The sequence below is a fragment of the Kribbella sp. NPDC026596 genome, assembly GCF_040638415.1.
Lineage (GTDB): Bacteria > Actinomycetota > Actinomycetes > Propionibacteriales > Kribbellaceae > Kribbella.
The window spans coordinates 15,288-40,579 of record NZ_JBEZYF010000060.1; the positions used below are offsets into that span (position 1 = coordinate 15,288).

Here is a 25,292-nt window from a genome sequence, read left to right on the forward strand (position 1 = left end):
TGCTGTAAGGAGGCTGCTGTGGTCGGAGCGAAGATCGGCTGGAAGCTGGTGCTGGCCGTGTTCACGCTGGTGGTGGGCCTGGTCGCGAACAAGGCGGTCAGTACCGCCTGGAAGCTGGGTTCGGGCGGGAAACCGCCGAAGCACGGCGAGGGCGGGTACGCCGAAGTCGTCACGTGGGCGGTGGCGAGTGGTGCCGCGGCTGCGGCGGCCAAGCTGTTCGCCGAGCGGCGGGCGGCCGAGTACTGGCTCAAGTCGACCGGGTACGCGCCGCCGGGCTACGAGCAGGACGCGACCAAGGGCCTGATCAAGGACACGGATACGGATCTTGTGAAGAAGGACGACTGAAACCCGCCTCGCTCCGCTCGGCGGGGGTAGTCAGAAGCCTCGCTGCGCTCGGCGGGGGTGGTAGAGGCCGGCGAAGGCGGACTAGCGGGACCGGACATGACAAGCGGGACCGTTCCCAGGGGTCTGGGAACGGTCCCGTTGTGCTTCAAGCAGAAGAAGGGCGCTGGTGTCAGGCTGCGCAGTCGCGGCAGATCAGCTGCCCGTTCTTCGTCTCCGCGAGCTGACTGCGGTGGTGAACCAGGAAGCAGCTCGAACAGGTGAACTCGTCGGCCTGGCGCGGGAGCACCCGCACCGCCAGCTCCTCGTGGCTCAGGTCGGCGCCGGGCAGCTCGAAGCTCTCCGCGGCCTCGGCCTCGTCCTCGTCGACCTTGCCGGAGTTCTTGTCGTGACGGCGAGTCTTCAGTTCCTCGATCGACTCTTCGGAAGTGTCCTCGTCCGTCTTGCGCGGGGCGTCGTAATCAGTCGCCATGGTAGTTCCCTGCCCTCTTCATACCCGTGGTGTTGCCTGCTGAGCCCTTGAACGGGTAGAGCGGCCGAGAAATTCCGCGCCGAAGCACCGCGCTGAATCTTCGTCCCCCGAAACCCTTGACAGCCAGGCCGGGACCGGCAACCACCGCTCCCGAGGACGGGATTGTGCCCTATAAAGCTCCGCGATGCACGACTGGGTCCACCGTGTGACCCGCGTGTCGCAACAAATGTCAGGACCGAACACCTAAATGCTCGTTACTGCGCGGTACTGCGCAGAAACGAGCACTCACGACGGTCTACGCTCGCAACGGGTCCGCAGCAGCCAGGAGGTCGTGGAACGGCCCGAACAGCGCCGGACTGGCCGCGATCGACATCTCCGGCGACACCGGCGCCCCGTTCAGCCCGCCGATGGTCGCGCCTGCCTCGGCCGCGATCAGCGCACCCGCTCCGTAGTCCCACGGATTCAGCCCGCGTTCGAAGACGGCGTCCAGCCGGCCGCAGGCGACGTAGCACAGGTCGATCGCGCCGACCCCGATCCGGCGGATGTCACGGACCTTGGTGATCAGGTGCTGGATCACCTCGGCCTGGACCTGCCGGCGGACCGGGTCGTAGCCGAATCCGGTCCCGACCAGTGCCTTGCTCAGCTCGGTGCAGCCCGACACCTGGATCGGCTTGCCGTCCACGAACGCGCCACCGCCCTTGGTCGCGGTGAACACCTCGCCCTTGGGTGCGTCCACGACCACGCCGGCGACCGTCTCCCCGTCGTACTCGACCGCGATCGAGACGGCGTACGTCGGGAGGTCGTACAGGTAGTTGACCGTGCCGTCGATCGGGTCGACCACCCAGCGCACGCCGCTGGGGCCGATCACGTCGTCACCCTCCTCGCCGAGGAACGAGTCGTCCGGGCGGGCCTGCAGGACCCGGGCCCGGATCAGCTCCTCGGACTCGCGGTCGACCGCGGTGACGACGTCGGTGACGGTGCTCTTGGTGTCCGCGACCGTGATCGTGCCGCGGCGCCGCTCGACGATCAGCCGGGCCGCCTCCTCCGCCACCTCCACGGCCAGCTTGAGGAGGTCTTGCGGGCTCTCGGAGGTCATACAGCTTCCTTAGGGGTAGGTCGGCGCAGGGGTGGGCAGCAGTCGTGACGGCAGTCGTCCCAGGCCGGGCCGAGCTTGCCGACGCACGGTCGGGCCGGCTGCTCGCCGCGTTCGGCCGCGGCCCGCTCGACGACCAGGTCGCGGAGCATGCTGACGAACTTCTCGTCGGTGCCGGGGGTCGCGGCCCGGGCCATCGGCAGGCGCAGCTTCTCGGCCGTCCGGGCGGCCTCGGTGTCGAGGTCGTAGATGACCTCCAGGTGGTCGCTCACGAACCCGATCGGTACGACGGCCACCCCCGGAACACCCTCGGCCGCGAGCGCCTCCAGGTGGTCGTTCACGTCCGGCTCGAGCCACGGGACCTGCGGCGGGCCGGACCGCGAGCAGTAGACCAGATCGGTCCGCCGGGTCTGCCCGGTCCGGCGCTCGAGCTCGGCGCTGATCTCCGCGGCCACGTCCAGGTGCCAGTCGACGTACGCGTTGCCGTCGGGACCGCTGGTCGCGTTCATCGCGGTCAGGATCGAGTGCGTCACGTAGGCGATCGCGGACCCCTCGGGCAGCGTGCCCATCGCCTCGGCGGTCGACTCGACGAACGAGCCGACGAAGCCCGGGTGGTTCGCATAGTGCCGGAGCTTGTCGATGCGCGGTGCGTCCGGGACCGAGCGCGCCGCGTCCTCCAGGTTCTCGCGGTACTGCCGGCAGCCGGAGTACGACGGGTAGGCCGACGTGACGATCACCGCTGCCCGGCGTATCCCGTCGGCGGCCATCTCGCGCATCGTGTCGGTCAGGTACGGCGCCCAGTTGCGGTTGCCCCAGTAGATCGGCAGGTCCAGGCCGATCTCGTCGAACGACTCCCGTAGCGCCTTCAGCAGCTCCCGGTTCTGGTCGTTGATCGGGCTCTTCCCGCCGAACGCGTAGTAGTGCTCGCCGACCTCCTTCAGCCGCTCGTCCGGGATCCCCCGTCCCCGGGTGACGTTCTGCAGGAACGGCAGGACGTCGTCGGGCTTCTCGGGACCACCGAAGGACAACAGCAGGACCGCGTCGTACGGCGCGGCGGCAGGCGACTGGGGCAGCGGCATATTCCGAGTTTCTCAGACCGCCAACAGCTAGGGTGTTGCCGGTCCCTCATGCTCAAGCCCTACGTCCACCTCATGCGCCGTCCCGGTGCCAGTGCGTTCTTCGCCGCCGGGATCCTCGGGCGTATGCCGATCTCGATGATCGGCCTCGGCATCGTCATCCTGATCGCCCAGGAGAGCGGCTCGTACGGCCTGGCCGGCGCGATCTCCGGCGTCGCCGTGATCGCCGGCGCGCTGACCGGCCCGATCCAGGGCCGGCTGGTCGATCGCTTCGGCCAGCGGATGCTGATCCTGATCGGGTCGGTCGTCTGCACCGTCGCTCTCGGGGCGCTGCTCGTCGCGGTCCGTGCCGACGCCGCTACGTGGATCATGTACCTCCTGTCGTTCGTTGCCGGTGGCACCCGTCCGCAGGTCGGCTCGTTCGTCCGCGCCCGCTGGACGCATCTGCTCGGCCGCGGGCGTGCGCTGCAGACGGCGTTCGCCCTCGAGGCGGTCGGCGACGAGGTCGTCTTCATCGTCGGTCCGGTCCTGGTCACCGCGCTCGCCACCCAGGTCAGCCCGTACGCCGCTCTGTCCGCGGCCGGACTGCTCGGACTGGCCGGCGGTATCTGGCTGGCGATGCTGCGCGCCTCCGATCCGCCCGGCCGCGGCAAGTCCGACGGCGCCGAGCAGACGCCACTCCCCTGGGTCTCGATCCTGCTGCTCAGCCTGATCGGTGCCGGGCTCGGAGCGACCCTGGGTGGCACCGAGGTGATCACGATCGCGTTCACCACCGAGAAGGGTCAGGCCGGGCTGTCCGGCGTCGTACTGGCCGTGTGGGCGTTCGGCAGCCTGCTGGCCGGACTCTGGTACGGCTCGGTGCACTGGCGTGCTCCGGTCGAGCGGCGGCTGCTGTTCGGCACGGTCCTGCTCGCCATTACCTTGGCGCCGCTGCCCTGGGTCGACAGCGTGCTGATGCTGGGTGTGGTGCTGTTCTTCTGCGGCACCACCATCGCGCCGACCATGGTTGCCGTCACCGCCTGCGTCGAGGAGTGGGTCCCGCCCCAGCGCCTCACCGAGGCGATCACCTGGACCGTCACCGGCATCCTCCTCGGCGTCGCCCCGGGCAACGCCGCCTCCGGTCACGCCGTCGACCTCTGGGGACCGTCGAAGGCCTACTGGGTCCCGTTCTCAATCGGCATCGCCTGCGCTCTGGTCGCCGCCTTCTCGACCACCTTCGCCCGGCCCAAGAGGCGCTTCGCGCACAACTAGGCTTGTATCTCCTCTTAGGGGAGGTGTGAGGCTGTGGGCATGGACCACTCGATCGGTGCGGTCGCTCGGCTGGCCGGGGTGTCGGTGAAGACGGTGCGGTACTACTCCGACCAGGGGCTGCTGGCGTCACGGCGTACTGCTGCAGGTCACCGCCGGTACGACGGCGACGCGGTCGCGAGGCTCGAGCTCATCCGGACGTTGCGTGCCCTAGGCATCGATCTGCCGACAGTACGCGCGGTGCTGGAGCAGGAGCGGACGCTCGCCGAGGTCGTCGCCGCACACGCCCAGGCGCTGGCCGTGCAGATCCGGACCCTGCAGCTGCACCAGGCCGTCCTGTCGGTGGTCACCCAACGCCATTCCACTCCCGAGGAGCTCGAACTCATGCATGACCTCACTGCCCAGTCCGACCACGAGCGCCGCGCCCTGATCGCGGACTTCCTGACCGCCGTCCTCGGCGACGAGCCCGAGCTCGCCGCGGTCCGCCAGAACCTGACGCCGGTGCTCCCCGACGATGCCGACGTACGGCAGGTCGAGGCGTGGCTGGAGCTGGCGACGCTGACCCAGGACGAGACCTTCCGGGCATCGGTACGGCGGATGGCCGTGGGCTACCGTGCTCTCGCCACGGACCAGCCGCTGTGGCACGACCCGGAGTTCCGCGGGCGGCTGATCGAACTTCGCCGTACCGAGGCCGACCCGCGCTGGCCGAGGTACCTGGAGTTGCTTGCCGTGGTCAACGGCTGGGCCGCACCGTCACGGGTTGCGGGGTAGCGGCGCGTTCCAGCCGCGGCGGATCGCGACCAGCCGGATCGCGAAACATGTCATGGCCCCGGCGAACGGCACCCACAGGGCGTCGTACTCGAGGGTCGCGGCGAGGACCACGATGCCGGCGCCGAGCAGGGCCGGGATGGCGTAGATCTCCGACCGGAGGACGACCGGCACCCGGCCGCTGAGGACGTCGCGGATCACGCCGCCGCCGATGCCGGAGATCGTGCCGAGCAGGACGGCCGACAGCGGCGACAGGTCGTACTGCAACGCCTTCAGCGCGCCGGTCACGCAGAACAGCGCGAGGCCGGCCGCGTCGAAGATGTTCACCAGCCGCTCCACCCGGCCGATCCCCGGATGCAGGAAGAACGTGAGCAGCCCGGCCGCCACCGGCACCACGAGGTAGACCCAGTCGCGCAGCGCCGCGGGCGGGGTTGCGCCGAGCAGCACGTCGCGGAGGAAACCGCCACCGAGCCCGGTGACGAACGCGAGCACCAGGACGCCGAACACGTCGAGCTTCTTCCGTACGCCGACCAGCGCACCGGTGATCCCGAACACGAACACGCCGACCAGGTCGAGCACATGCAGAACAACGGATCCACTCACACCCCGCACGCTAAACCACGCGCGCCCGCCGGCCGGTTCGCTCTATCGTCTGTGGACATGAGTGGAGCGCCCGACGTCGACTACACCGCGACCTCCCTGCGACCGGACTGGGACACGCTCCCACCCGCACTGCACGAGTCCCTAGCCGTTGCCCTAGGCACCGAGATCACGGCAGCCGCTCCGCCGGTCGCCTCCGGCTTCACCGGCGGCTTCGCAGCCCCGGTCCGGCTGGCCGACGGCCGCCGCGTCTTCGTGAAGGCGGCCGACGACTCCATGCACGCCTACCACGCCTACCAACGCGAAGCCGAGGTAGTCCCCCAGCTACCGTCCGCCATCCGCGTCCCACAGATCATCAGCACCGCGCACGCTGTCGCACAGGGCGGTGCGGCGGCGTCCTCTCCCCCTCGGTGGTTTGCGGTGGTGTCCGAGTGGGTGGAGGGACGGATGCCGGGGAGGCCGTGGACGGGCGAGGACTTCGAGCTGGTGACCGCGACGTGTGAGCGGATCGCGGAGGTGATGGACCCGAGTCCGTTCGATGGACTGAAGCTCTTCCTGGACGAGCTTGTGGAGGGTGAATCGCCGCTGCAGGTGCCGGAGCAGATCATCGCGGGCGACCGGCCACTCCCCCGTGGATTGCAGCCGTGGGTGCGGCGGATCCTGCCCGAGCTCGCCGACCTGGTCCAGCTGGCGCCGGAAGCCTTCGCCGGGAACGCGGCATCCCACGGAGATCTGCGGCCGGACAACCTGATCATCGACGCCGACCGTACCTGCTGGACGGTGGACTGGAACTGGCTGGCGCTCGGACCCCGCTGGCTGGACTGGGTCGGGCTGCTCCCCATCGCGCAGCACCACGGCATCGACACGGCCGCCGCGATCCGCAGCAGCCCGCTGACCGCCGACGTACCGGCCGATCATCTCGACTGCTACAACGCGGTGGTGGCGGCGTACATGTTGCGCAACGCCGACGCACCGCCACCGCCAGGCTGTACGCCGGCCCTTCGCGAGCACCAGCGCCTCTACGCCTGGACCTTCCTCGACTGGCTCGCCGCACGCCGTGGGTGGTGAGCGCCTACCGTGGAGGTATGACTAAAGGTCCGACCACCAGGTTCAAGGTCGAGGTGCTGGACGGTGACCAGACGTCGCGGCGGGAGGACGTCGTCGTCACCGAGGAGCCGCTGGAGCTCCGGCTGGAGTGGCCGGGCCGGCCGCCCGAGCCGCTCGTGGTGACGATGCGGACGCCGGGGTCAGACTTCGAGCTGGCCGCCGGGTTCTGCCTCGGCGAGGGGTTCGCGGTCCGGCCGGACGCGATCCGGACGGTGGCCTACTGCACCGACGTGAAGCTGACGCAGGAGCAGCAGTTCAACACCGTCACGGTCACCTTCGACGGACCGCCCGACCGCGAACCACCCCAGCGGTACGGCGTCACGTCCGCGGCCTGCGGTGTCTGCGGCCAGCAAAGCCTCGACGAGCTGGCCGAGCGCGACTACGACCCGGTCGACCCGGTCGAGGTATCGGTCGACGTCGTGCGCCGCCTACCGGACCTACTCCGCGAAGCCCAGCCGACGTTCACGCGAACCGGCGGCCTGCACGCAGCCGGCCTGTTCACCGCCGACGGCCGAAAGGTGGTCGTCAAGGAAGACGTCGGCCGCCACAACGCCGTCGACAAGGTGGTCGGCTGGACCGTCCTCAACCACCACACCCGCCAAGGCCTGGTCCTCGCAGTCAGCGGCCGAGCCGGCTACGAGATCATCCAGAAAGCCGTGGCAGCAGGCATCGGCATGATCGTCGCGGTCGGCGCGCCCTCCAGCCTCGCCGTAGACCTCGCCCGCCGCTTCAACGTCACAGTCGCCGGCTTCACCCGAGGCAACCGCTGCGTCATCTACAGCGCCCCGGAGCGCATCATCCGTCCAGCTTGATGAAGGTTGCTTTGGGGACGTATTCGTAGCGGTCTGGCATGCAGGTCAGGATGATGACCTGGCCGTGGTCGCCGGCGCGGCCGAGGAGGGCGCCCATGTCGCGGAGGCGGGCCTTGTCGGACCAGCCGAGGGCGTCGTCGAAGATGACCGGCACGCTGCCGTCGCCGGTGCTGACCAGGTGGCTGATCGCGAGCCGGGTGATGATCGCGAGCTGCTCCTGGGCCCCCGTCGACAACGCCTCGACGGGCAGTCGCACGCCGTCCAGCTCGCGCTCCGCGACGGCCAGATCGTCGTCCAGCCAGACCCGGAACGATGGCCCGTACACACTCCGCCCGAGGGACTCGATCCGGCTCTGCAGCGGCTCGGAGTACTTCGTCTGCGCCTCGGCCCGATGCCGACTCAGCGTCTCGTGCACCCGCCGAGCCGCTTCCGCACGACGCCGCAGACCGTCGTGCTCCGCGCGTACGGCGTCCAGCTCGACGTCGGCCACATCGCGCCGGGTCGCCAAGCCGTCGCGCCCGGACTGCTCGAGCCGGCCCTCGGTCGTCCGCAACGCGTCGCGCAGCGTGTCCCGCTCACCCTGCAGCCGCGTCGCGACCGCCAGCGCATCGGCCAGCTCGCCCGCAACCTGATCGGCGCCGGCCGCGTCCACCTGCTCCTGGACGCCGGTCAGCTCCACGAGCACCGCCTCGACTTCGGCGGTCGCCTCAACCTCGGCCGCAGCCACCGCCTCGTCGTCGAGAACGGTCCGAGCCGCGTCCAACGCCTCGACAGCAGCGGCCAACCGCTCCCCCGCGAGCTCCGACCGTGCCCGTGCCTGCTGCGCCTCGGACCGGTCCTCGTCCGCCGCCTTCCGCGCCTGCTGCGCCGCGAACTCCGCGTCCGCCAGCAACCGCTCGGCCTCCGCCAGCCCGTCCCGCACGTCCTCCAGCGCCCGCTGCGCACCGGCCAGATCGTCGGGCTCCGAAGCCGGCACCTCGAAGTCGTCGAACAACGTGTCATGCGGCGACTCGAACTCCGCGAACAGCGACATTTGCCCCGGCACGCCCTCGACCGCGGGCTGCTTCCCGGCGGTTTCATCGGACTCGTCGTCGTCACCGAGCCGCGCGGTCAGGACAGCAATCCGCTCCCCCGGATCGCCACCGGCGGTCAGCGACCGCTCGGTCCGGCGGGCCTCGTGCAACTCGGCCGACGCGGTGTCGGCCTTCCGGAGCAACTCGCGCGCGGCCGCGACATCCTTGACGCCGGCCTTCTTCAGCAGGTCCTTCTCACGCCGGACGGCGTCGTCCACCCGCGACCGCAGCGTCGCCGCCTCGCCACCGGCGCGGACGGTCACCTCCACCTGCCCGGGTACGCCGATCACGAGCTCACCGGCGACCAGCACCTCGGTCGACTCGTCGAAGCCCAGCTCGGAAGGCACCTCGCCGTCCAGCCCGGTCCCCGACAACTCGACCGGCTCCGCTCCAAGCCGTCGTACCGACACCTCCGGCACGCCGGCGGCCAGCGCCGCGCGGGCCTCGACGACCCCCGCGCGGGCGTCTTCCAGCGCGGCGACGAGCGCGTCGTCGACCTTGATCCGGTCCAGGATCGTGCCGGCCGCCGCGATCCGCACCCGGACGTCGACCAACTCGGCCTGCTGCCCGAGCAGCCGGTCGAGCTCGGCACGATCCATCAGCTCGGAGACCCGGTGCTCCGCGTCCTGCACATCGCTACGCCGGAGGTCCTTGAGCTCGACGACCTCCGCCAGCGCCGCCTCGGCCGCCTGCACCAGCTCGACCGCGGTCTTGGCGACCAGCTCGGCATCGGTACGGCGTTCGGCCAGCTCGGCATCGGTTTTCGTGAACCGCTCGGCCTCGTCCAGCAGTCGCTCCCGCTCGACGCGGGTCCGGGTGTGATTCTCCAACCGGGCACGTGCGGTCTCGGCGCGGCTGCGGACCGAGTCGCGGCGAAGCAGGATCTCGTCGGTCGCCTTCTTGCGTTCGCGCAGTCCCTCGACCGAGGTGAGGTGATCGGTCAGCCGGCTGGTGACGTCCTCGAGGTCCAACGTCAGTCGCTCGGCGCGGCGGATGTCCTGCTGGACCTCCTCCATCGCCTTCAGCGCCTGGGCCGAAGTGAGCTCGGCAGTGGCGACGGCCTTCTCGGACTTCGCGAAGTCACCCGTCGCCCGGCCGCCACGGGTCCAGTACCGCAGGTATTCGTGCTCGACCGCGGACACCAGCGGCATCGACGCACCGTCGACCGGCGTCCCCGACTCGGCCGTCACCGCGGTGATCAGCGGCTCGGCATCGGCCGGCGTTGGCAGGACCAACGACTGACCCTGGCTGACCATCAGGGTCTGCCACAGCACCGGGTCGACGTTCTCGTGGAAGAGCCGCTCGGCCTCGTTGTGCGCCTCGCGGCCGGTCCACAACCGGCGGCGGCCGTCGGGCTCGACCACGGCAAGCTCGGTGGAGCGGTTCTTCAGCCAGCGCTTGGTGTAGGTGAGCTCGCGGCCGCCCAGCGTCAGCTCGACGGTCACCTCCGGACCGACGTCCTGGCCGACCGGCTGGATGTCGCGGATCCGGGTCGACTTCGAGTCGTCGGGCAGGTCGAAGATCAGCCCGAACGCCTCGACCAGGCTGGACTTTCCGACCTCGTTGTCGCCGACCACCACGGTGGTCCCCAGCGCCGGAAGCCGCACGGCACGGTCCTTGACGCCGCGAAAATGACGAAGCGCCAAACAGTGCAGTCTCAACGGAGCCTCATCCCGCGTCCCGCGCCAACCTGTGCATCAACGACAACGCCGCGCCGGCGTCCTCGTCGCCACCGGCCAGCGCCTGGCGCAACTCCTCCATCGCGGCCCGGGCCGGACCACTCAGTTGCAACGCGTCCAGATCCGCGGCGTCCGGTGCCGGCCGCACGGTCCAGAACTTCGCCCAGCGCTCGACACTCGCGAACACCTCGCCCTGCGCGTCGATCATCGCGTCGAGCCGACTCAGCAGCGGAAGCGGCAGCGAACCATCGCCGGCCAGCCGGACGTAGGTCCGCTCCTTCTCCGGCAGCTCGGCGAACCAGTCCTCGAGCGCCTTCAGCGACTCCTCGTCGAACAGCTCGACCCGATGGTCGACCATGTGCCACGCACCGACGCGGACGGGCTCGACAACGATGCCGTCGCCGATCGTCACCTTGAGCACGTTGCCCGGCGCGTCCTCCTCGGGCGACGTGACCTCCTGCGTCCCGGAGAACCAGATCCGATCGGTCACGCGCGTGGTCGAGTGCCGGTCGCCGAGACCGACATACTGCAGCCGGCCGTCCGCGACCGCCGCCTCCAGCGCGACCTGATCGATCGTCGGTACGTCGGACATCCCGCCGGACAGGCTGGTCAGCTGGCCGTGCGCCAGCAGGATCCTCGTCGTCCCCGGATCGGCCGGTGTCAGCCCGGCGTACCCAGGGGCGGCCGGGTCGGACATCGGCCGGCGGGAGCGCCAGGGCGCGCCGACGATCTCCACCCCCGGCACGATCTCGACCGGCTTGCTATCGGTCAGAACGGTCACGTGCGACGGTGCGTGCGCCTGCCACTGGCTCGAGGTCCACAGCGAACCGGGCTCGAGCGCGTCGTGGTTGCCGGGCAGCAGGACGACCGGAACCGGGATCCGCTTGAGCGCTTCACACGCCCGCAGGATCGTCTGCCGCTCGACCTGGTTGTGCTCGAACACGTCTCCGGTGACGACCACGAACGCCGCCGAGGTGGCCGTGGCGACCTCGCCGATCCGCGCGACAGCGTCCAGCCGGCCCTGCCCCCACCGGGCCTGGCCGTCCGGCCCCAGGAACCGGCGAAGCATCCCCAGCTGCCAGTCCGAGCTGTGCAGAAACGTGATCGAGTCGTCCATTGCGGTGAGAACGCTAACCTGCCCCGCCGACAACCGCCGAACCAACACACCCACCACCCTCACACCGCCCACACTCCGGACACCACTTTGAGCACGGGTCAACCACTTCTCCGCGCCCGAAATGGTTGGTGGGTGCTCAAGGTCAGCTGGCAGGATCGGCGAGTGGAGACGGAGCGTTTGAGGTTGCGTCGGTTCACCGCGGCGGACGTGGAGTTGCTGACCGGGCTCGACTCAGACCCCGGGGTGATGCGGTTCCTGACAGGGCAGCCGACCCCGCGGGAGGAGATCGAGAACGTCGTACTGCCGGCGATCCTCAAGGTGTACGCCGAGCATCCGCAGCTGGGGACGTTCGCGGCTCACCAGAAATCCGATGGCGCCTTCATCGGGTGGTTCGGCCTGCAGCCGACCACGGACGCCACGACCGTGGGTGTCGGATACCGGCTGAACCGGACCGCCTGGGGCAAGGGATACGCGACCGAGGGAACACGAGCCCTGATCGACAAGGCGTTCACCGAGCTCGGGATGGAGCGGGTCGTCGCCGACACGATGGCGGTCAACCACCGATCCCGCGCGGTGATGCGGCGGTCGGGGTTGCGGTTCGTCCGGATCTACCACGAGCACTTCGACGACCCGCTGCCCGGGACCGCGTTCGGCGAGGTCGAGTACGCCGTCGACCGGCGGACCTGGGAAGCTGGACGTCGTGCCTGACGATCGACGCCCGTACGCCGTACTCGACATCGACGCGACCCTGTCCGACACCAGCAAGCGGATCCACTTCTTGGCGAAGCGACCGAAGGACTGGGACTCGTTCTTCGCGCACGCGAAGGAGGACGCGGTTCTGGACGAAGGGCTCGCGGTCGCGACGACGCTGGCGGCCGACCATGAGGTCGTCTACCTGACCGGCCGGCCGGAGCGGCTCCGCCGGGACACGGTGAAGTGGCTGAAGGACAACGGCTTCCCGGACGGCACGATCTACATGCGCGGCAACACCGACCGTCGACCGTCCGTGCTGATGAAGCTCGGCCGGCTGAAGCGCCTGGCCGAGGACCGCCCGGTCGCCGTTCTGGTCGACGACGACGTCAAGGTCTGCGCAGCCGCCCAGAAGGCCGGCTACACGGTGATGAGGGCCGACTGGGGACTCGATGCCGAGACCCAGCCGACCCTCTTCGAAGCTCAGGAGTCCGATGGACGCACCTGAGTTACTTGCTCAGACCCACGATCAGCACGTTCGGGTACGGCGGGTACGGCGGCAGGTAGAAGTTCTGCACCTTGGACCCGTGCAGGAACGCGTTGCGCGCGTAGATCAGCGGGACGATCGGTGCGTCGGCCATGATCTGCTTGTCCACCGCGCCCCACAGCCCGGCGGCCTTGGTCCCGTCCGACTCGGCCGTGGCCGCGGCGATCGCCGTGTCCACCGCCGGGTTGGAGTACCGCGAGATGTTGTACCCGCCGTTGCCGATCTCCGACGACGCGAACAGCGGCTGGATGTTGCCGATCGCGCTCGGGAAGTCCGGCAGCCAGCTCGACACGGTCAGGTCGAAGTCCGGCTTGTTCCCGGTGATCAGGTCGGACAGCGGCTCGCTGTCCAGCGGCTTGATCGTGACCGTGATCCCGGCCCGCTTCAGCCCCTGCTGGATCGCCTGCGCCACGCCGAGACCGGTGGTGTTGTCGGCGGCCAGCACCAGGTTGAGGTTGCTGACACCCGCGGCCGCGAGCATCTGCTTGGCCTTCTCCGGGTCTCCGGCGGGCGGCGCCTCGTACAGGTCGTACTTGTTGTAGCCGTCGATGCCCGGCGTGATCAGGGTCGTCGCGATCTCACCGCCGTACTCCGGTCCGCCTTCGGCCACCTGGACGGCCTGCTTGTCGACGGCGTACTGGATCGCCTTGCGGACCTCGACGTTCGCCAGTGCCGGGCGCTTGGTGTTCATCGCCAGGTACTGCAGGGCACCCGACGGCGACGTCGCCACCCGGGCCTTGACGGCCGGGTTGCCGGAGACGGTCGGGATCAGCGCGGCCGGCACCGAGACGCCGGTGGAGGCGGCGAACTTGTCGTCGCCGGCGTCCGCGATCAGCCGCTGGTTGACCACGTCGGGCTGGAGGCCCATGTCGGTGACGATCGAGTCGGGCAGGCCGGTCCGGGCCTGGTCGGTCGACTTGTCCCAGTTCGGGTTGCGCACCAGCACGAGCTTCGAGCCCGGCGTGTACGACTCCACCTGGTACGGGCCGCTGGCCATCGGCTTCTCACCGTAGTGCGCCGGGTCGGTGTCGGCCTTCTTCGGCACCGGCGAGAACGCCGGCATGCTGACGATCCACGGCCAGTCGCCGTACGGCTTGTTCAGCTTGAAGACGATCGTGGTGTCGTCCGGCGTCTCGATCGAGGCCAGCTCGCCGCCCTTGTACGGGCCCTGGTACTTGTCGCCGCCGACCAGCAGCGACTTGTGGTAGCCGAGACCGCCGGACAGCTCCGGCGCGAACGACCGCTCGATGCCGTACTTGATGTCGGCGGCAACGATCGTCGACCCGTCGGCGTACTTGAGACCCGGCTTCAGCTTGTAGGTCCAGGTCTTGCCGCCGTCGCTGACCTGACCGGTGTCGGTGGCCAGGTCGGGGACCAGCTCGGCCGCCTTGCCCGGGTCGGTCTTCCACGAGTTCAGGCCGCGCAGCACCAGGTGGATCGAGCTGGTGCCCAGGTTCTGGCTCTTGGCCGGGTCGAGGCTGATCTCCTTGCTCGTGCTGAGCACGTGGAACGTGCCGCCCTGCTCCGCGGCCGCCGTGCTGCCACCGCCTGCGGTGGACTTGTCGTTGGCGTTGCAGGCGGCCGCCGCCAGCACCACCGCGGCCGCGACCGCGACCGCTCGGGTTAGGTGTTTCATTGGTTCCTCTCAGAGGTGGGGGGCTCAGGGAAGTAGCAGGCGGCCTGGTGCTCGGTCGATCCCTGGACGGGCTCGAGCACCGGTCGTTGGGTGGCGCACACGTCCTCGGCCTTGTAACACCGGGTCCGGAACGGGCATCCCGACGGCGGCGCGATCGGGGTGGGCACATCGCCGGTCAGGACGATCCGATCGCGGACGACGCCCGGCTCGGGCACCGGGACCGCGGACAGCAGGGCCTTCGTGTACGGATGGGCCGGCGCCGAGTACACCTGGTCGGCCGGACCCTCCTCGACGATCGTGCCGAGATACATCACGGCCAGCCGGTTCGCCACCTGCCGTACGACGGCCAGGTCGTGAGCGACCAGCACATACGACAGGCCGAGCTCGTCGCGCAGGTCGGCGAGCAGGTTCAGCACCTGGGCCTGGACGGACACGTCGAGCGCGGACACCGGCTCGTCGCAGACCAGCAGCTCGGGCTTCACGGACAGCGCCCGCGCGATCCCGATCCGCTGCCGCTGTCCGCCGGAGAACTCGTGCGGGTAGCGCTCCAGGTGCTGCTCGGCCAGCCCGACCTGTTCGAGCAGCTCGACGAGCTGGGCCCGGGTCGGCTTGATCCCTTGCGCGCGGAACGGCGTACTCAGGATGGTGCCGACCGACTGGCGCGGGTTCAGCGACGCCTGCGGGTCCTGGAAGACCATCTGGATCTTCCGCCGGACCGGCCGGAGCCGGCGGCCGCGCACCTTGGTGACGTCCGTGCCGCCGATCTCGACCGTGCCCTGGGTCGGGTCAAGGAGCCGGGTCGCGACCCGGGCCAGCGTGGACTTGCCGGAGCCGGACTCGCCGACCAGGCCGACCGTCTCGCCCTTGCGGACGACGAAGTTCACGCCGTCGACCGCGCGGACCGCCTGCGTCTCGCGCCACGGCGCACCCCGGAGGCCGAAGTACTTCTTGACGTTCTTGAGGCGGAGCAGCTCATCAGGCATCCGACGGCCTCCGACCCAGATGGCAGGCGGCCTCGTGGTCGCCCTCGCCCGGGCGCGGCGTGAGCTCCGGCCGCTCGGTGATGCAGCGCTCGCCGACCTGGGCGGCGTACGCGCACCGCGGCTGGAACGGGCAGCCGGTGGTGATCGAGCCCGGAGACGGCGGACTGCCGGGGATCGTGGTCAGCCGCGGCTTCGGCGGTACGTCGACCCGCGGCATGGCACCGAGGAGACCCAGGCTGTACGGATGGGCCGCCCGGTAGAACAGGTCACGGACCGTGCCACGCTCGGCCGCGCGCCCGGCGTACATCACCAGGACGTCGTCGGCGACCTCCGCGACCACTCCGAGGTCGTGCGAGATGAGGACGAGCGCCGTACCGAACTCCGCCTGGACGTCGGCGAGCAAACGCATGATCTGTGCCTGCACGGTCACGTCGAGTGCGGTCGTCGGCTCGTCCGCGATCAGCACTCTGGGGTCGTTCACCAGAGCCATAGCAATCACGACCCGCTGCCGCATTCCCCCGGAGAACTCGTGCGGGTAGCTGTCCACCCGACGGGCCGCATCCGGGATGCCGACCTTGTCCAGCATCTCGACCGCCCGCCGGCGGGCGGCCTTCTTCGAGACGTCGTGGTGCAGCCGGTACGCCTCGGCGACCTGCCAGCCGACGCTGTAGTACGGATTCAGGGCTGACAGCGCGTCCTGGAAGACGAGCGCGATGTCGTTGCCGCGGACCTTGCGCAGCTCGTCGTTCGGCAGGCCGATCAGCTCGCGGCCGTCGAGCAGCACCTCGCCGCTGACGTCGGCGTTCGAAGGCAGGATGCCCATCACGGCCGCCGAGCTGACGCTCTTGCCCGAGCCGGACTCCCCGACGATCGCGAGCGTCTCACCGGGCGCGACCGAGAAGTCGATGCCGTCGACGGCCGGGACGAGGCCGCCCTCGGTCGAGAACGTGACGTGCAGGTCGTGCACCTCCAGCACCGGCTCAGCCATGGCTCACCCTCGGGTCGAGCACACCGTGCACCACGTCCACCACCAGATTCGCCAGGATGATCAGGAAGGCCGAGAACAGCGTCACGCCGACGACCACGGCCACGTCCAGCTGGCCGACCGCGCTGATCAGCAACTCCCCCAGACCCTGCATGCTGAACACCTTCTCGGTCAGGATCGCGCCACCGAGCAGAGCTCCGAGGTCCAGGCCGAAGAGCGTGATGATCGGCACCAGCACGCCGCGCAGCCCGTGCGTCACCACCACGCGCGACTCGCCGGCGCCCTTCGCCCGCGCGGTGGTGATGTGGTCGAGGTTCAGCTCCTCGAGCATCTGCGCACGGGTCAGCCGGATGTACGCCGCCGCCTGCACCACCGCGAGCACGAGCCACGGCGTGATCAGGTGCCAGGCCCAGTCGACCGGGCTCTCGGTCAGCGGCACGTAGCCGTTCACCGGGACCATGTTCAGCCAGAACCCGAAGACCAGGATCGCCAGCAGGCCGAGCAGGAACGTCGGGGTCGACACCCCGATCAGCGCGACCCCGATGGCCAGCCGGTCGAGCAGCCGGCCACGGTTGAGCGCGGCGATCACGCCGAGCGACACCCCGAGGAGCAGCCAGAGTATGGCGGCGCCGATGGCGATCGACGCGGTGACCGGCAGCCGGTCGAGGATCAGCGTGGTGACCGGGCGGGCCAGCGGGAACGAGTAGCCGAAGCACGGTGCGTTGCAGTGCACGGCCGCCGCACCGTCACCGAACGTGCGGCCGGCGAAGATGCCTTTGAGGAAGCTCAGGTACTGCTGCAGCGTGGTCTGATCCAGTTGCATGAAGTGCCGGGCCTGCTCGAGGCGGTCCGGCGTACAGGGCTTGCCGCAGGCCAGGTGCGCCGGGTCGGCGGGGATCGCGTAGAAGACCAGGTAGACGGCCAGGCTCAGCGCGAGCATCACCAGCAGGGCCGAGAACAGGCGGCGGGTCACGAACCAGACGAGGTCGGGCATCTCAGCTCGTCCTCCGCAACCGGACGTCGAACGCGTCGCGGACCCCGTCGCCGAGCAGCGTGAAGCCGAGGACGGCGAGGAACAGCATGGCGCCGGGGAAGACCAGGAACCACGGATCGGCGCCGGTGTAGACCCAGGCGATCGAGTCGGAGATGGACCGGCCGAGGCTGGGTGTCGGCGGTGGTACGCCGACGCCGAGGAAGGACAGCGCGGCCTCCGCCCCGATGTAGCCCGGGATGGCCAGCGTGGCGACGACGAGGACCGGGCCGAGCAGGTTCGGCAGCAGTTCGCGGGTGATCACGTGCCAGCCGGACGAGCCGACGCTCCGGGCCGCCTCGACGAACTCGCGGGCGACCAGGGACTTCGCCTGGTTGCGGATCAGCCGGGCCAGGCCGGCCCAGCCGAACACGCTGAGTACCAGGATCAGCAGCAGCCAGCGCGGGAAGCGGGCCGGGATGATGATGCCCAGGGCAATCATGAAGACGAGCTGCGGGAAGCCGAAGAGGAAGTCGAGCAGCCGGGACACGATCGCGTCGTACCAGCCGCCGAGGTAGGCCGCGCTGATGCCGACCAGGGTGCCGACGACGGTCGTGATCAGGGTGACCACGATCGCGATGAACAGCGACGTACGGAGGCCGAGCACCGTGATCGAGAACAGGTCCCGGCCGGTCAGCGGCTCGACGCCGAACCAGTGGTCGCCGCTCACCCCGCCGAGGGCGCCTTTCGGGGCGTTTCCGCGGGCGGGATCGAGCAGGTCGATGTGGTACGTGTACGCGTCCTGCCCGGCCAGCTTGACCAGCAGCGGCGCCGCGGCCGCGATCAGGATCAACACGGCGACGATGACGACGCCGACGCGGGCACTGCGATCCCGCCGGACCCGGCGCAACGCCTGCCGAGTCGGCGAAACGGTCACGGCGACCGAGGAACTCACAAGTACTCCAGACAGGGGTTCGATTCACGCAGCCGACAAACGCTAGGCCGCATCCTCCCACCACGCCGAACTCGTCTCGAATCCCGAGAATCCCAACTCGGTAACTCGAGATTCGGGTAGGGATCACAGGGGCAACTGATAGCGGCTCATCCAGATCATGGGTCCGTCCTGCTCCCGCCGCCCCACCGGTACGTCGCCGTGGTGCTGGAACCCCCGGTCTTCGTAGTAGGACCTGAGTCGCCGGTTCGAGCGCGCACAGTCGAGTCGCACGAACTCACGCTCCTGCTCACGCGTCGCGCCGACGGCCCAATCCAGCAGCCAGGCACCCCTTCCGGCCGCCGACCGCCGTACCGCCAGCCGATGCACGTAGCCGGCCGTCCCTTCGGCATCGGCCCACAACGGATCGTCCCAGTCCAGCGTGATCGTTCCCACGACGGCACCGTCGACCCGAGCCAGCCAGGTCTCGCCACGCTCGACCGCGGGAGCGACCATCCCCGGCCGGAACCGCGGTGGCCACTGGTCGTCGACTCCGACCTCCTTCAGCCAGCCCGCCGCTTCATCCAGCACGCCGAGCACCTCTTCGAGCTCGGCCAACGACGCGATGTCGAGTTGCATCCCCATGTTCTATCGCAGTCGCACTGAGTACGCTCCGCTCCGTGGACAGCGAGGTGCAGGTCGGCGAGCGGGTGGTGCGGTACTCCGTCTACGGGTCGGTGGGAGGCCTACCGGCGATGTCGTTCGGCGGATCGCCGAGCACACGATGGAAACGGCCGGAGGCCGTCGGGGCGATCGAGGAGTCCGGCCTGTGGATGGTGATGCCGGACCGCCCCGGGTACGGCGGCTCGACGCGACAACCGGGGCGCAGCGTGGCCTCCGTGGTCGCGGACGCCGAGGCGCTGGCGGACTACCTCGGGTGGGAGCGGTTCGCGGTCACCGGCGGCTCCGGCGGCGGGCCGCACGCACTCGCGTGTGCTGCGCTCCTCTCCGATCGCGTGACCCGATGCGCGGTGAGCGCGAGCAACGCACCGCCCGTCGTGGACGGACCCGCGCCGACCGAGGACGACGAGATCTCAGATCCGCGCCGGAATCGATCGTCCTGGCTGGCGGCGCGCGGCGAGCAACACATCCGGCCGCTGCTCGAGGACACCGCCCGGCAGATCATGGCGCGCGTCGAAGACGGCGGTCCGGAGTTCCCGCCGGACCCCGGTTCTCCACCGGGACCACCGGCACGTGACGACGCCGAGGCCATGGCGCGGCTCACCGCCACCTTCGTCACCAGCCACGACGGCTGGACCGACGACCACGTCGCCTTCGCCACCGACTGGGGCTTCCGGCTCGGCGACATCCGGGTTCCGGTGACTGTCTGGTACGGCTCGGCCGACGAGCGGGCCGGTAAGTACGCCGACATCCTCGTCGGCGAGATCGCGCACGCCGAACGCAGGCCCTACACCGGCGGTCACATCCAGCCGGTAAATGCCTATCGCGACCTGCTGGGCTGGTTGAAACTGTCCTGATGGAGCCGAAAGACGTCGCCCTGCGACTGGTGACCGAGCAGTTCCCCGCTGCCCGAGCAGCGTGGCTCGGCGGGAGTGTGGTGCGCGGCAACGCCTCTCCGACGTCCGACCTGGACATCACAGTGCTGCTCGACGGCCCACCGGCCCCGATGCGGAAGTCCTTGGAGTACGGCGGCTGGCCGGTCGAGCTGTTCGTCCACACCGAAAAGTCGCTGGCCCACTTCAGCGGCAAGGACCAGGACCGTCGTCAGCCGACCATGATGCGGCTCGTCGGCGAGTCCGTCGTACTCCTGGACACCGACGGCTCCGGAGTGCGGTTGCAGGAGGCGTGCTTAGCGGAGGTGGCGGCCGGACCCAAGCCCTTGACCTCCACGGAACTGGACCTCCTCCGCTACACCATCACGAACCTCCTGGACGACCTGTCCGACGCCACAGGCGACGAACGCACCGCCATCGCTTCGATCCTCTGGCAAGACGCCGCCCGACTGTTGCTGACCGGCGCCCGCCACTGGTCCGGCACCGGCAAGGGCCTGCTTCGCGAGGTGGTGGCCTACGACAAGGCACACGGGACCGACCACGCTCAGGCCCTGATGCACGGCGTCAGAACCGACGACAACACTCTGGCCGAGGCCGTGGACCGCATCCTCGCCGCGCACGGCGGCAGACTCTTCGACGGCTTCGAACTGGCGGCCGACGTTTAAGGCTCGACATCCACTAGGTCCCAGCGGCGTTTGGGGATCAGGCGGATGGCGAGGACCGCCGCTGCCGCGCCGACGAGGAAGCCGGGGATGGCCCAGCGCCAGCCGGTGAAGAAGCCGGTTGAGTCGACCTGGGCCTGCGCCGGGAGCGGCGCCTGGGTGGGCTCGGTGACCGGGGTGGGAACGGAGTCGATGGTGGTGGGGCCGCCGTCGAAGGTCTGCCCGTTCACGAGCTTGAGTGAGCGGATGAACTCCACGAGGGCGCTGGGGTTCGTGGCGGTGTGCCACGTCGGCTTCTCGGGCATGGTGCCGGTCGTCAGCGACTCGGTGGTCGCGATCCAGGGGCCGCCGGGTGCCTCCGGGTAGATGATGTCGATCCGCCAGACCGACATGTCATGGATCAGCCAGGTGGCACGGACGAACTGACCGACGTCGTGCGGTCCGTTGCCGTCGTCCGCGCGGCCGCCGGCCACCTCGGTCAGCTGCTGCAGGTCGCTGTACGCGCGATCCTCGTAGCCGAAGGCGAGCACGTGCGGCGGTGCGCTGAGCAGGACGCTGGTCGGACCGCCCGCGTGCGCGGGAGTGGTGCCGAGGGCGGCGACGGCGAACAGGGCGGCGAGCAGTGTGAGCGTACGGCGGACCATGGTGCTCTCCCTGAAGACGAGGACTCACCCCGGATACACCGCGACCGGCTAGAAGGTTCCGCGTGCCAACTCGACCGCCCGGGTCTTGTCGGCCACCTCCAGCCGGAAGGTGACCCCTCCACGCACCCAGACGAGCGTGGGTCCGGCAATCCGGATCACTCGCTGATCAGCCAGCACCAGCTCGTGCGGTGTCTTGAACCAGAAGGCGTCGAGGTCCGGCACGAACTCCAGGCTCTCGTAGTACTTCTTGAAGTACAGCGGCGACACCTCCGCCTGGAACTGCTCCAGCCGGACGCCGTCCCAGCTCATCGCCACGAAACCCTTCGACGCCTCGACACCGGTTGGTGCACCGAGATCCCTCGGCAGAGCGGGCCGGAACCCAGCAGTCCGCTCGGCTTGCTCCAGCGACAGGCGCCCCTGGACTTCAGGCACCGGCGGCGCGGTGCTCGGACCAGTACCGACCGGCTGGGCCTCCACTCCCCCGATGCGCAGCCACTCAGCCACAGTCGCGCGTACAGGTGGTGTCAGAGCCAGACCGGCGAGCAGCACCATGAAGCCGGCCAGGAACGCACGCCACCTGTCCCGCAGCCTTCGCCGCACGGGCAGATCCGCTACCCGCGTCAGCACTGCGGCCGTCAGCTCCTCATCGACCGGAGGTACGACGGCAGAACGTCCAAGGACTCGCAGTTCGTCGTCCAAGTTCATCGCTGCACCTCCTTGTCGGGTAGAGCGTCCCGTAGCCGGCCCAGTGCACGATGCAGCCGGGACTTGACCGTCCCACGTGGCCAACCGAGCACAACGGCCGTCTCCTGCTCGTCCAGGTCCAAGAGGTAGCGACAGGTCACGACGAGCCGCATGGGATCCGGCAGCGCCCGTACGGCGGTCAGAAGCTCGGTCCGCCGTTCCAGCGACACCGCGTGCTCAGCTGGATCCAGTACGACGTCCAGCGGCGCGGCCAGCTCCTCACGACGGGACCTGCGGCCGCGCGACCGTACGACGTTCCGGGTCTCGTTGGCGACGATCCGCAGGAACCACGGCCGGAACGCGGAACCCGAGCGGAATCCCCCGAGCGCTCGGTACGCCTTCACGAACGCCTCCTGCACCACATCGTCCGCATCCGCGCCGGCGCCGAGGAACACCGCCGTACGCTTCGCCACCTGGGCGTGCAGCAGCACCAGCTCGCCGTACGCGGCCGACTCACCACCGCGCACCCGAGCCAGGATCTCCGCCTCATCACCCTGGCTGATCTAGGCCCCCTGTCTACTTCCGGACACTGTGAGTACACCGCCAATCATCGCCAGGTTCCCGTGTATAGGGTCGGGTTGTGCCTGATATCGACGCAGCGTTTCTCGCTCTGCCCCGTCATGCCCTGGCCGAGGCCGCCTTGCAGCGCGCCCGCGATCTGGGCGCCACCTACGCGGAGTTCCGGCTGGAGCGGATCCGGTCCGAGTCCATCGCCCTGCGCGACAGCGTGCTGGAGAGCGCCACGGACGACGAGGATCTCGGCCTGGCGGTGCGTGTCATCCACAACGGCACCTGGGGTTTCGCCGCCGGCGTCGCGCTCACCGAGGACGAGGCGGTCCAGGTCGCCGAGCAGGCGGTGAACATGGCGCAGGTGTCCCGGCCGATCAACGCCGAGCCGATCGAGCTCGCCGACGAGCCGGTGTACGACGACGTCAGCTGGGTGTCGTCGTACGAGATCGACCCGTTCAGCGTGCCGCGGGCGGAGAAGGTCGCGCTGCTGACCGACTACAGCGACCGGCTGCTGAAGGCCGACGGCGTCGCGCATGTGAGCGTCCGCGTCGCCACGGTCCACGAGTGCAAGTTCTACGCGAACTCCGAAGGTACGTCGTACACCCAGCAGCGGGTCCGGATCGGCCCGGACCTCACCGCCCACGCGGTGCAGGCCGACCGGTTCGACTCGATGTCGACGTGCGCGCCGCCGGCCGGCCGCGGCTGGGAATACATGACCGGCACCGGCTGGAACTGGGACGAGGAGCTCGCACAGCTCCCTGGCTGGCTCGCCGAGAAGATGGCCGCGCCGGGCGTCGAGCCGGGCGCGTACGACCTGGTGATCGACCCGACCAACCTCTGGCTCACGATCCACGAGTCGATCGGCCACGCCACCGAACTGGACCGCGCCCTCGGCTACGAGGCGAACTACGCCGGCACCAGCTTCGCCACCACGGACAAGCTCGGCACCCTGAAGTACGGCTCGCCGGTCATGCACGTCACCGGCGACCGCACGGCCGAGAACGGCCTGTCGACCGTCGGGTACGACGACGAGGGTGTCGCCGGGCAGCAGTGGGACCTGGTCAAGGACGGCGTACTGGTCGGCTACCAGGTCGACCGCCGGATGGCGCGGGTGAACGAGGACCTGCTCGGTACGCCGCGCTCCAACGGCTGCGCGTACGCCGACTCGTCCGGTCACATCCCCATCCAGCGGATGGCCAACGTGTCGTTGCAGCCCGCCGCGGACGGCCCGTCCACCGAGGAGCTGATCAGCCGGGTCAAGAACGGGATCTACATCGTCGGCGACAAGTCCTGGTCGATCGACATGCAGCGGTACAACTTCCAGTTCACCGGACAGCGGTTCTACAAGATCACCGACGGCAAACTCGACGGTCAACTGCGCGACGTTGCCTACCAGGCCACCACCACGGACTTCTGGGGCTCGATGGAGGCGGTCGGCGGCCCGCAGACGTACGTCCTCGGCGGCGCGCTGAACTGCGGCAAGGCCCAGCCCGCGCAGTCCGGTGCCGTCAGCCACGGCTGCCCGTCCGCCCTGTTCCGCAGCGTCCGCATTCTCAACACCACGCAGGAGGCCGGCCGGTGACGACCGCCATTCAGCTCACCCCGCAGGACACCATCGAACGGGGTCTCGCCCTCGCCGCGGCCGGGGGCGCCGACGGCTGCGTCGTCATCGTCGCGGAGACCTCCAGTGCCAACCTGCGCTGGGCGAACAACACGCTCACCACCAACGGAGCGATGCGCGGCTCGAGCGTCACCGTGATCGCCACGGTCGGAGCCGGCGAGGGTACGGCGGCCGGAGTGGTCGGCCGCTCGTCGGTCACCGACGATTCACTGCGCGAGGTCGTGTCCGCCGCGATCGCGACCGCCCGCGGGTCCAGCCCGGCCGAGGACGCCCGCCCGCTCGTCGACGGCAGCGTCGGCGCGGACTGGGACGCCGAGCCGGACGAGACGTCGGTCAGCGTCTACTCGTCGTTCGCTCCGGCGCTCGGCGAGACGTTGCAGAAGGCTACGAAGGAGAGCCGCTGGCTGTACGGCTTCGCCGACCACGAGGTCATCACGCTGTACGTCGGCTCGTCCACCGGACTGCGGCTGCGCCAGGCGCTCCCCCGCGGCCACGTCACCGCCACCGGCAAGTCCGGTGACCTGAGTCAGTCGGCCTGGGTCGGCGCGGCCACCCGCGACTTCACCGACATCGACGCGCTCGCACTCGACAGCGAGCTCACCCGGCGCCTCGGCTGGGCTTCGCGGACCGTCTCGGTCGATCCGGGCCGGCACGCGACCGTGCTGCCACCGGCGGCCGTCGCGGACGTGATGACGTACCTGTACTGGTACCTCGACGGGCGGGAGGCCTTCGAGGGGCGGACGGTGTTCTCGAAGGCGGGCGGCGGCACCCGGATCGGTGACGCGCTGTCGTCGCAGCCGGTGAACCTGCGGTCCGACCCGCAGTTGCCGGGGCTCGAGACGTTCCCGTTCGCGGTGGCCCGATCGTCCGGTGGATCGTCGAGCGTGTTCGACAACGGACTCACGCTGACCGCGACGGACTGGATCCGTGGCGGCAAGCTCGAGAACCTGATGACCAGCCGGCACACGGCGTCGCTGATCGGCGCGCAGGCCGCGACCCCGGCCGTCGACAACTACGTGCTGTCGGTCGACGGCGCGACCGGATCGACCGACGACCTCGTCGCCGGGCTCGAGCACGGCCTGCTGCTCACCTGCCTGTGGTACATCCGGATGGTCGATCCGCAGACGCTGCTGCTCACCGGCTTGACTCGCGACGGCGTCTACCTGGTCGAGAACGGCGAGGTGACCGGTGCCGTGAACAACTTCCGCTTCAACGAGAGCCCGGTCGACCTGCTCGCCCGGTTCACCGCCGCCGGCGCCACGGTCCCGTCGTTCTCGCGGGAGTGGGGCGACGACTTCTCCCGCACCGCGACGCCGCCGCTGCTCGTGCCCGACTTCAACATGTCCAGCGTCAGCCAGGCCAGCTGAACTTCTGCCGGACAACGGAACGCCCCGCGAACCCTCGGTGG

26 protein-coding genes are annotated in these 25,292 nt (G+C 69.7%); 11 read left to right on the forward strand and 15 right to left on the reverse strand.

Going from position 1 to position 25,292, the window contains the following annotated elements:
* Positions 1-18: 18 nt before the first annotated feature.
* Positions 19-345 (forward strand): DUF4235 domain-containing protein, encoded by a 327-nt coding sequence (locus AB0E63_RS35305; protein WP_360375809.1) that lies wholly within the window; start codon positions 19-21, stop codon positions 343-345.
* 169 nt (positions 346-514) lie between these two features.
* On the opposite strand, the gene AB0E63_RS35310 is transcribed toward AB0E63_RS35305, so the two are convergent.
* The 3 genes from AB0E63_RS35310 to AB0E63_RS35320 form a co-directional block, all read right to left on the reverse strand.
* Positions 515-814 carry a DUF4193 domain-containing protein gene (locus AB0E63_RS35310; protein ID WP_360375811.1) on the reverse strand — a complete coding sequence of 100 codons (300 nt, stop codon included), beginning with the start codon at positions 812-814 and terminating at the stop codon, positions 515-517.
* Positions 815-1,109: 295 nt separating this feature from the next.
* Positions 1,110-1,910, reverse strand: coding sequence for an inositol monophosphatase family protein (locus tag AB0E63_RS35315; RefSeq protein ID WP_360375813.1), 801 nt, complete (start codon positions 1,908-1,910; stop codon positions 1,110-1,112).
* The gene (locus AB0E63_RS35320) at positions 1,907-2,986 is read right to left on the reverse strand and encodes a ferrochelatase (protein ID WP_360375815.1); all 1,080 of its coding nucleotides are present in this window, start codon (positions 2,984-2,986) and stop codon (positions 1,907-1,909) included. Before AB0E63_RS35320 ends, AB0E63_RS35315 begins: the two co-directional genes overlap by 4 nt.
* Positions 2,987-3,034: 48 nt before the next feature.
* On the opposite strand from AB0E63_RS35320, the gene AB0E63_RS35325 reads away from it, so the two are divergent.
* Both AB0E63_RS35325 and AB0E63_RS35330 read left to right on the forward strand, forming a co-directional pair.
* Positions 3,035-4,234: an MFS transporter gene (locus tag AB0E63_RS35325; protein WP_360375817.1), complete on the forward strand. Its 1,200-nt coding sequence runs from the start codon at positions 3,035-3,037 to the stop codon at positions 4,232-4,234.
* A 39-nt stretch (positions 4,235-4,273) separates the two neighbouring features.
* A complete protein-coding gene (locus AB0E63_RS35330) occupies positions 4,274-5,002 on the forward strand; it encodes a MerR family transcriptional regulator (protein ID WP_360375819.1) in 729 nt (242 codons plus the stop codon).
* On the opposite strand, the gene AB0E63_RS35335 is transcribed toward AB0E63_RS35330, so the two are convergent.
* Entirely contained in the window at positions 4,985-5,602 is a 618-nt protein-coding gene (locus AB0E63_RS35335; RefSeq protein WP_360375821.1) for a trimeric intracellular cation channel family protein, read from the reverse strand. The genes AB0E63_RS35330 and AB0E63_RS35335 overlap by 18 nt on opposite strands.
* Positions 5,603-5,659: 57 nt before the next feature.
* Between AB0E63_RS35335 and AB0E63_RS35340 the strand changes: the two genes are divergently transcribed.
* Entirely contained in the window at positions 5,660-6,667 is a 1,008-nt protein-coding gene (locus tag AB0E63_RS35340; protein WP_360375823.1) for a phosphotransferase, read from the forward strand.
* A gap of 17 nt (positions 6,668-6,684) precedes the next feature.
* Positions 6,685-7,518 (forward strand): formate dehydrogenase accessory sulfurtransferase FdhD, encoded by an 834-nt coding sequence (gene fdhD, locus AB0E63_RS35345; RefSeq protein WP_360375825.1) that lies wholly within the window; start codon positions 6,685-6,687, stop codon positions 7,516-7,518.
* Here the strand turns inward: fdhD and AB0E63_RS35350 are convergent.
* On the reverse strand, positions 7,502-10,198 hold the full coding sequence (locus AB0E63_RS35350; protein ID WP_360375827.1) for a DNA repair ATPase: 2,697 nt from the start codon (positions 10,196-10,198) through the stop codon (positions 7,502-7,504). The two genes, fdhD and AB0E63_RS35350, sit on opposite strands and share 17 nt — an antisense overlap.
* A gap of 61 nt (positions 10,199-10,259) precedes the next feature.
* Positions 10,260-11,387 (reverse strand): metallophosphoesterase, encoded by a 1,128-nt coding sequence (locus tag AB0E63_RS35355; RefSeq protein ID WP_360375829.1) that lies wholly within the window; start codon positions 11,385-11,387, stop codon positions 10,260-10,262.
* A gap of 162 nt (positions 11,388-11,549) precedes the next feature.
* On the opposite strand from AB0E63_RS35355, the gene AB0E63_RS35360 reads away from it, so the two are divergent.
* Both AB0E63_RS35360 and AB0E63_RS35365 read left to right on the forward strand, forming a co-directional pair.
* Positions 11,550-12,095 (forward strand): GNAT family N-acetyltransferase, encoded by a 546-nt coding sequence (locus AB0E63_RS35360; protein WP_360375831.1) that lies wholly within the window; start codon positions 11,550-11,552, stop codon positions 12,093-12,095.
* Complete coding sequence (locus tag AB0E63_RS35365) at positions 12,088-12,585, forward strand: HAD family acid phosphatase (RefSeq protein ID WP_360375833.1); 498 nt, start codon at positions 12,088-12,090, stop codon at positions 12,583-12,585. Before AB0E63_RS35360 ends, AB0E63_RS35365 begins: the two co-directional genes overlap by 8 nt.
* A 1-nt stretch (position 12,586) precedes the next feature.
* Here the strand turns inward: AB0E63_RS35365 and AB0E63_RS35370 are convergent, their stop codons facing one another.
* The 6 genes from AB0E63_RS35370 to AB0E63_RS35395 form a co-directional block, all read right to left on the reverse strand.
* A complete protein-coding gene (locus tag AB0E63_RS35370) occupies positions 12,587-14,260 on the reverse strand; it encodes an ABC transporter substrate-binding protein (RefSeq protein ID WP_360375835.1) in 1,674 nt (557 codons plus the stop codon).
* Positions 14,257-15,243, reverse strand: a complete 987-nt coding sequence (locus tag AB0E63_RS35375; RefSeq protein ID WP_360375837.1) for an ABC transporter ATP-binding protein — start codon at positions 15,241-15,243, stop codon at positions 14,257-14,259. Before AB0E63_RS35375 ends, AB0E63_RS35370 begins: the two co-directional genes overlap by 4 nt.
* Positions 15,236-16,231 carry an ABC transporter ATP-binding protein gene (locus AB0E63_RS35380; RefSeq protein WP_360375839.1) on the reverse strand — a complete coding sequence of 332 codons (996 nt, stop codon included), beginning with the start codon at positions 16,229-16,231 and terminating at the stop codon, positions 15,236-15,238. The genes AB0E63_RS35375 and AB0E63_RS35380 overlap by 8 nt, the downstream gene beginning before the upstream one ends.
* A complete protein-coding gene (locus AB0E63_RS35385) occupies positions 16,224-17,222 on the reverse strand; it encodes an ABC transporter permease (RefSeq protein WP_360375841.1) in 999 nt (332 codons plus the stop codon). Before AB0E63_RS35385 ends, AB0E63_RS35380 begins: the two co-directional genes overlap by 8 nt.
* A gap of 1 nt (position 17,223) precedes the next feature.
* Positions 17,224-18,153, reverse strand: a complete 930-nt coding sequence (locus AB0E63_RS35390; RefSeq protein WP_360375843.1) for an ABC transporter permease — start codon at positions 18,151-18,153, stop codon at positions 17,224-17,226.
* A 123-nt stretch (positions 18,154-18,276) separates the two neighbouring features.
* Positions 18,277-18,768, reverse strand: coding sequence for a GNAT family N-acetyltransferase (locus AB0E63_RS35395; protein WP_360375845.1), 492 nt, complete (start codon positions 18,766-18,768; stop codon positions 18,277-18,279).
* Between the two features lie 41 nt (positions 18,769-18,809).
* Between AB0E63_RS35395 and AB0E63_RS35400 the strand changes: the two genes are divergently transcribed.
* Positions 18,810-19,667, forward strand: a complete 858-nt coding sequence (locus tag AB0E63_RS35400; RefSeq protein WP_360375847.1) for an alpha/beta hydrolase — start codon at positions 18,810-18,812, stop codon at positions 19,665-19,667.
* Positions 19,667-20,368 carry a nucleotidyltransferase domain-containing protein gene (locus tag AB0E63_RS35405; RefSeq protein WP_360375849.1) on the forward strand — a complete coding sequence of 234 codons (702 nt, stop codon included), beginning with the start codon at positions 19,667-19,669 and terminating at the stop codon, positions 20,366-20,368. Before AB0E63_RS35400 ends, AB0E63_RS35405 begins: the two co-directional genes overlap by 1 nt.
* Here the strand turns inward: AB0E63_RS35405 and AB0E63_RS35410 are convergent.
* Genes AB0E63_RS35410 through AB0E63_RS35420 form a run of 3 tightly spaced genes read right to left on the reverse strand, consistent with a single transcriptional unit; the run spans position 20,365 to position 22,220 of the window.
* A complete protein-coding gene (locus AB0E63_RS35410) occupies positions 20,365-21,009 on the reverse strand; it encodes a hypothetical protein (protein WP_360375851.1) in 645 nt (214 codons plus the stop codon). The two genes, AB0E63_RS35405 and AB0E63_RS35410, sit on opposite strands and share 4 nt — an antisense overlap.
* A 48-nt stretch (positions 21,010-21,057) precedes the next feature.
* Positions 21,058-21,714, reverse strand: coding sequence for a hypothetical protein (locus tag AB0E63_RS35415; RefSeq protein ID WP_360375853.1), 657 nt, complete (start codon positions 21,712-21,714; stop codon positions 21,058-21,060).
* A complete protein-coding gene (locus AB0E63_RS35420; protein ID WP_360375855.1) occupies positions 21,711-22,220 on the reverse strand; it encodes a sigma-70 family RNA polymerase sigma factor in 510 nt (169 codons plus the stop codon). The genes AB0E63_RS35415 and AB0E63_RS35420 overlap by 4 nt, the downstream gene beginning before the upstream one ends.
* A 113-nt stretch (positions 22,221-22,333) precedes the next feature.
* On the opposite strand from AB0E63_RS35420, the gene AB0E63_RS35425 reads away from it, so the two are divergent.
* Both AB0E63_RS35425 and AB0E63_RS35430 read left to right on the forward strand, forming a co-directional pair.
* A complete protein-coding gene (locus AB0E63_RS35425) occupies positions 22,334-23,845 on the forward strand; it encodes a TldD/PmbA family protein (RefSeq protein ID WP_360375857.1) in 1,512 nt (503 codons plus the stop codon).
* Positions 23,842-25,251, forward strand: a complete 1,410-nt coding sequence (locus AB0E63_RS35430) for a metallopeptidase TldD-related protein (RefSeq protein WP_360375859.1) — start codon at positions 23,842-23,844, stop codon at positions 25,249-25,251. Before AB0E63_RS35425 ends, AB0E63_RS35430 begins: the two co-directional genes overlap by 4 nt.
* Positions 25,252-25,292: the final 41 nt, after the last annotated feature.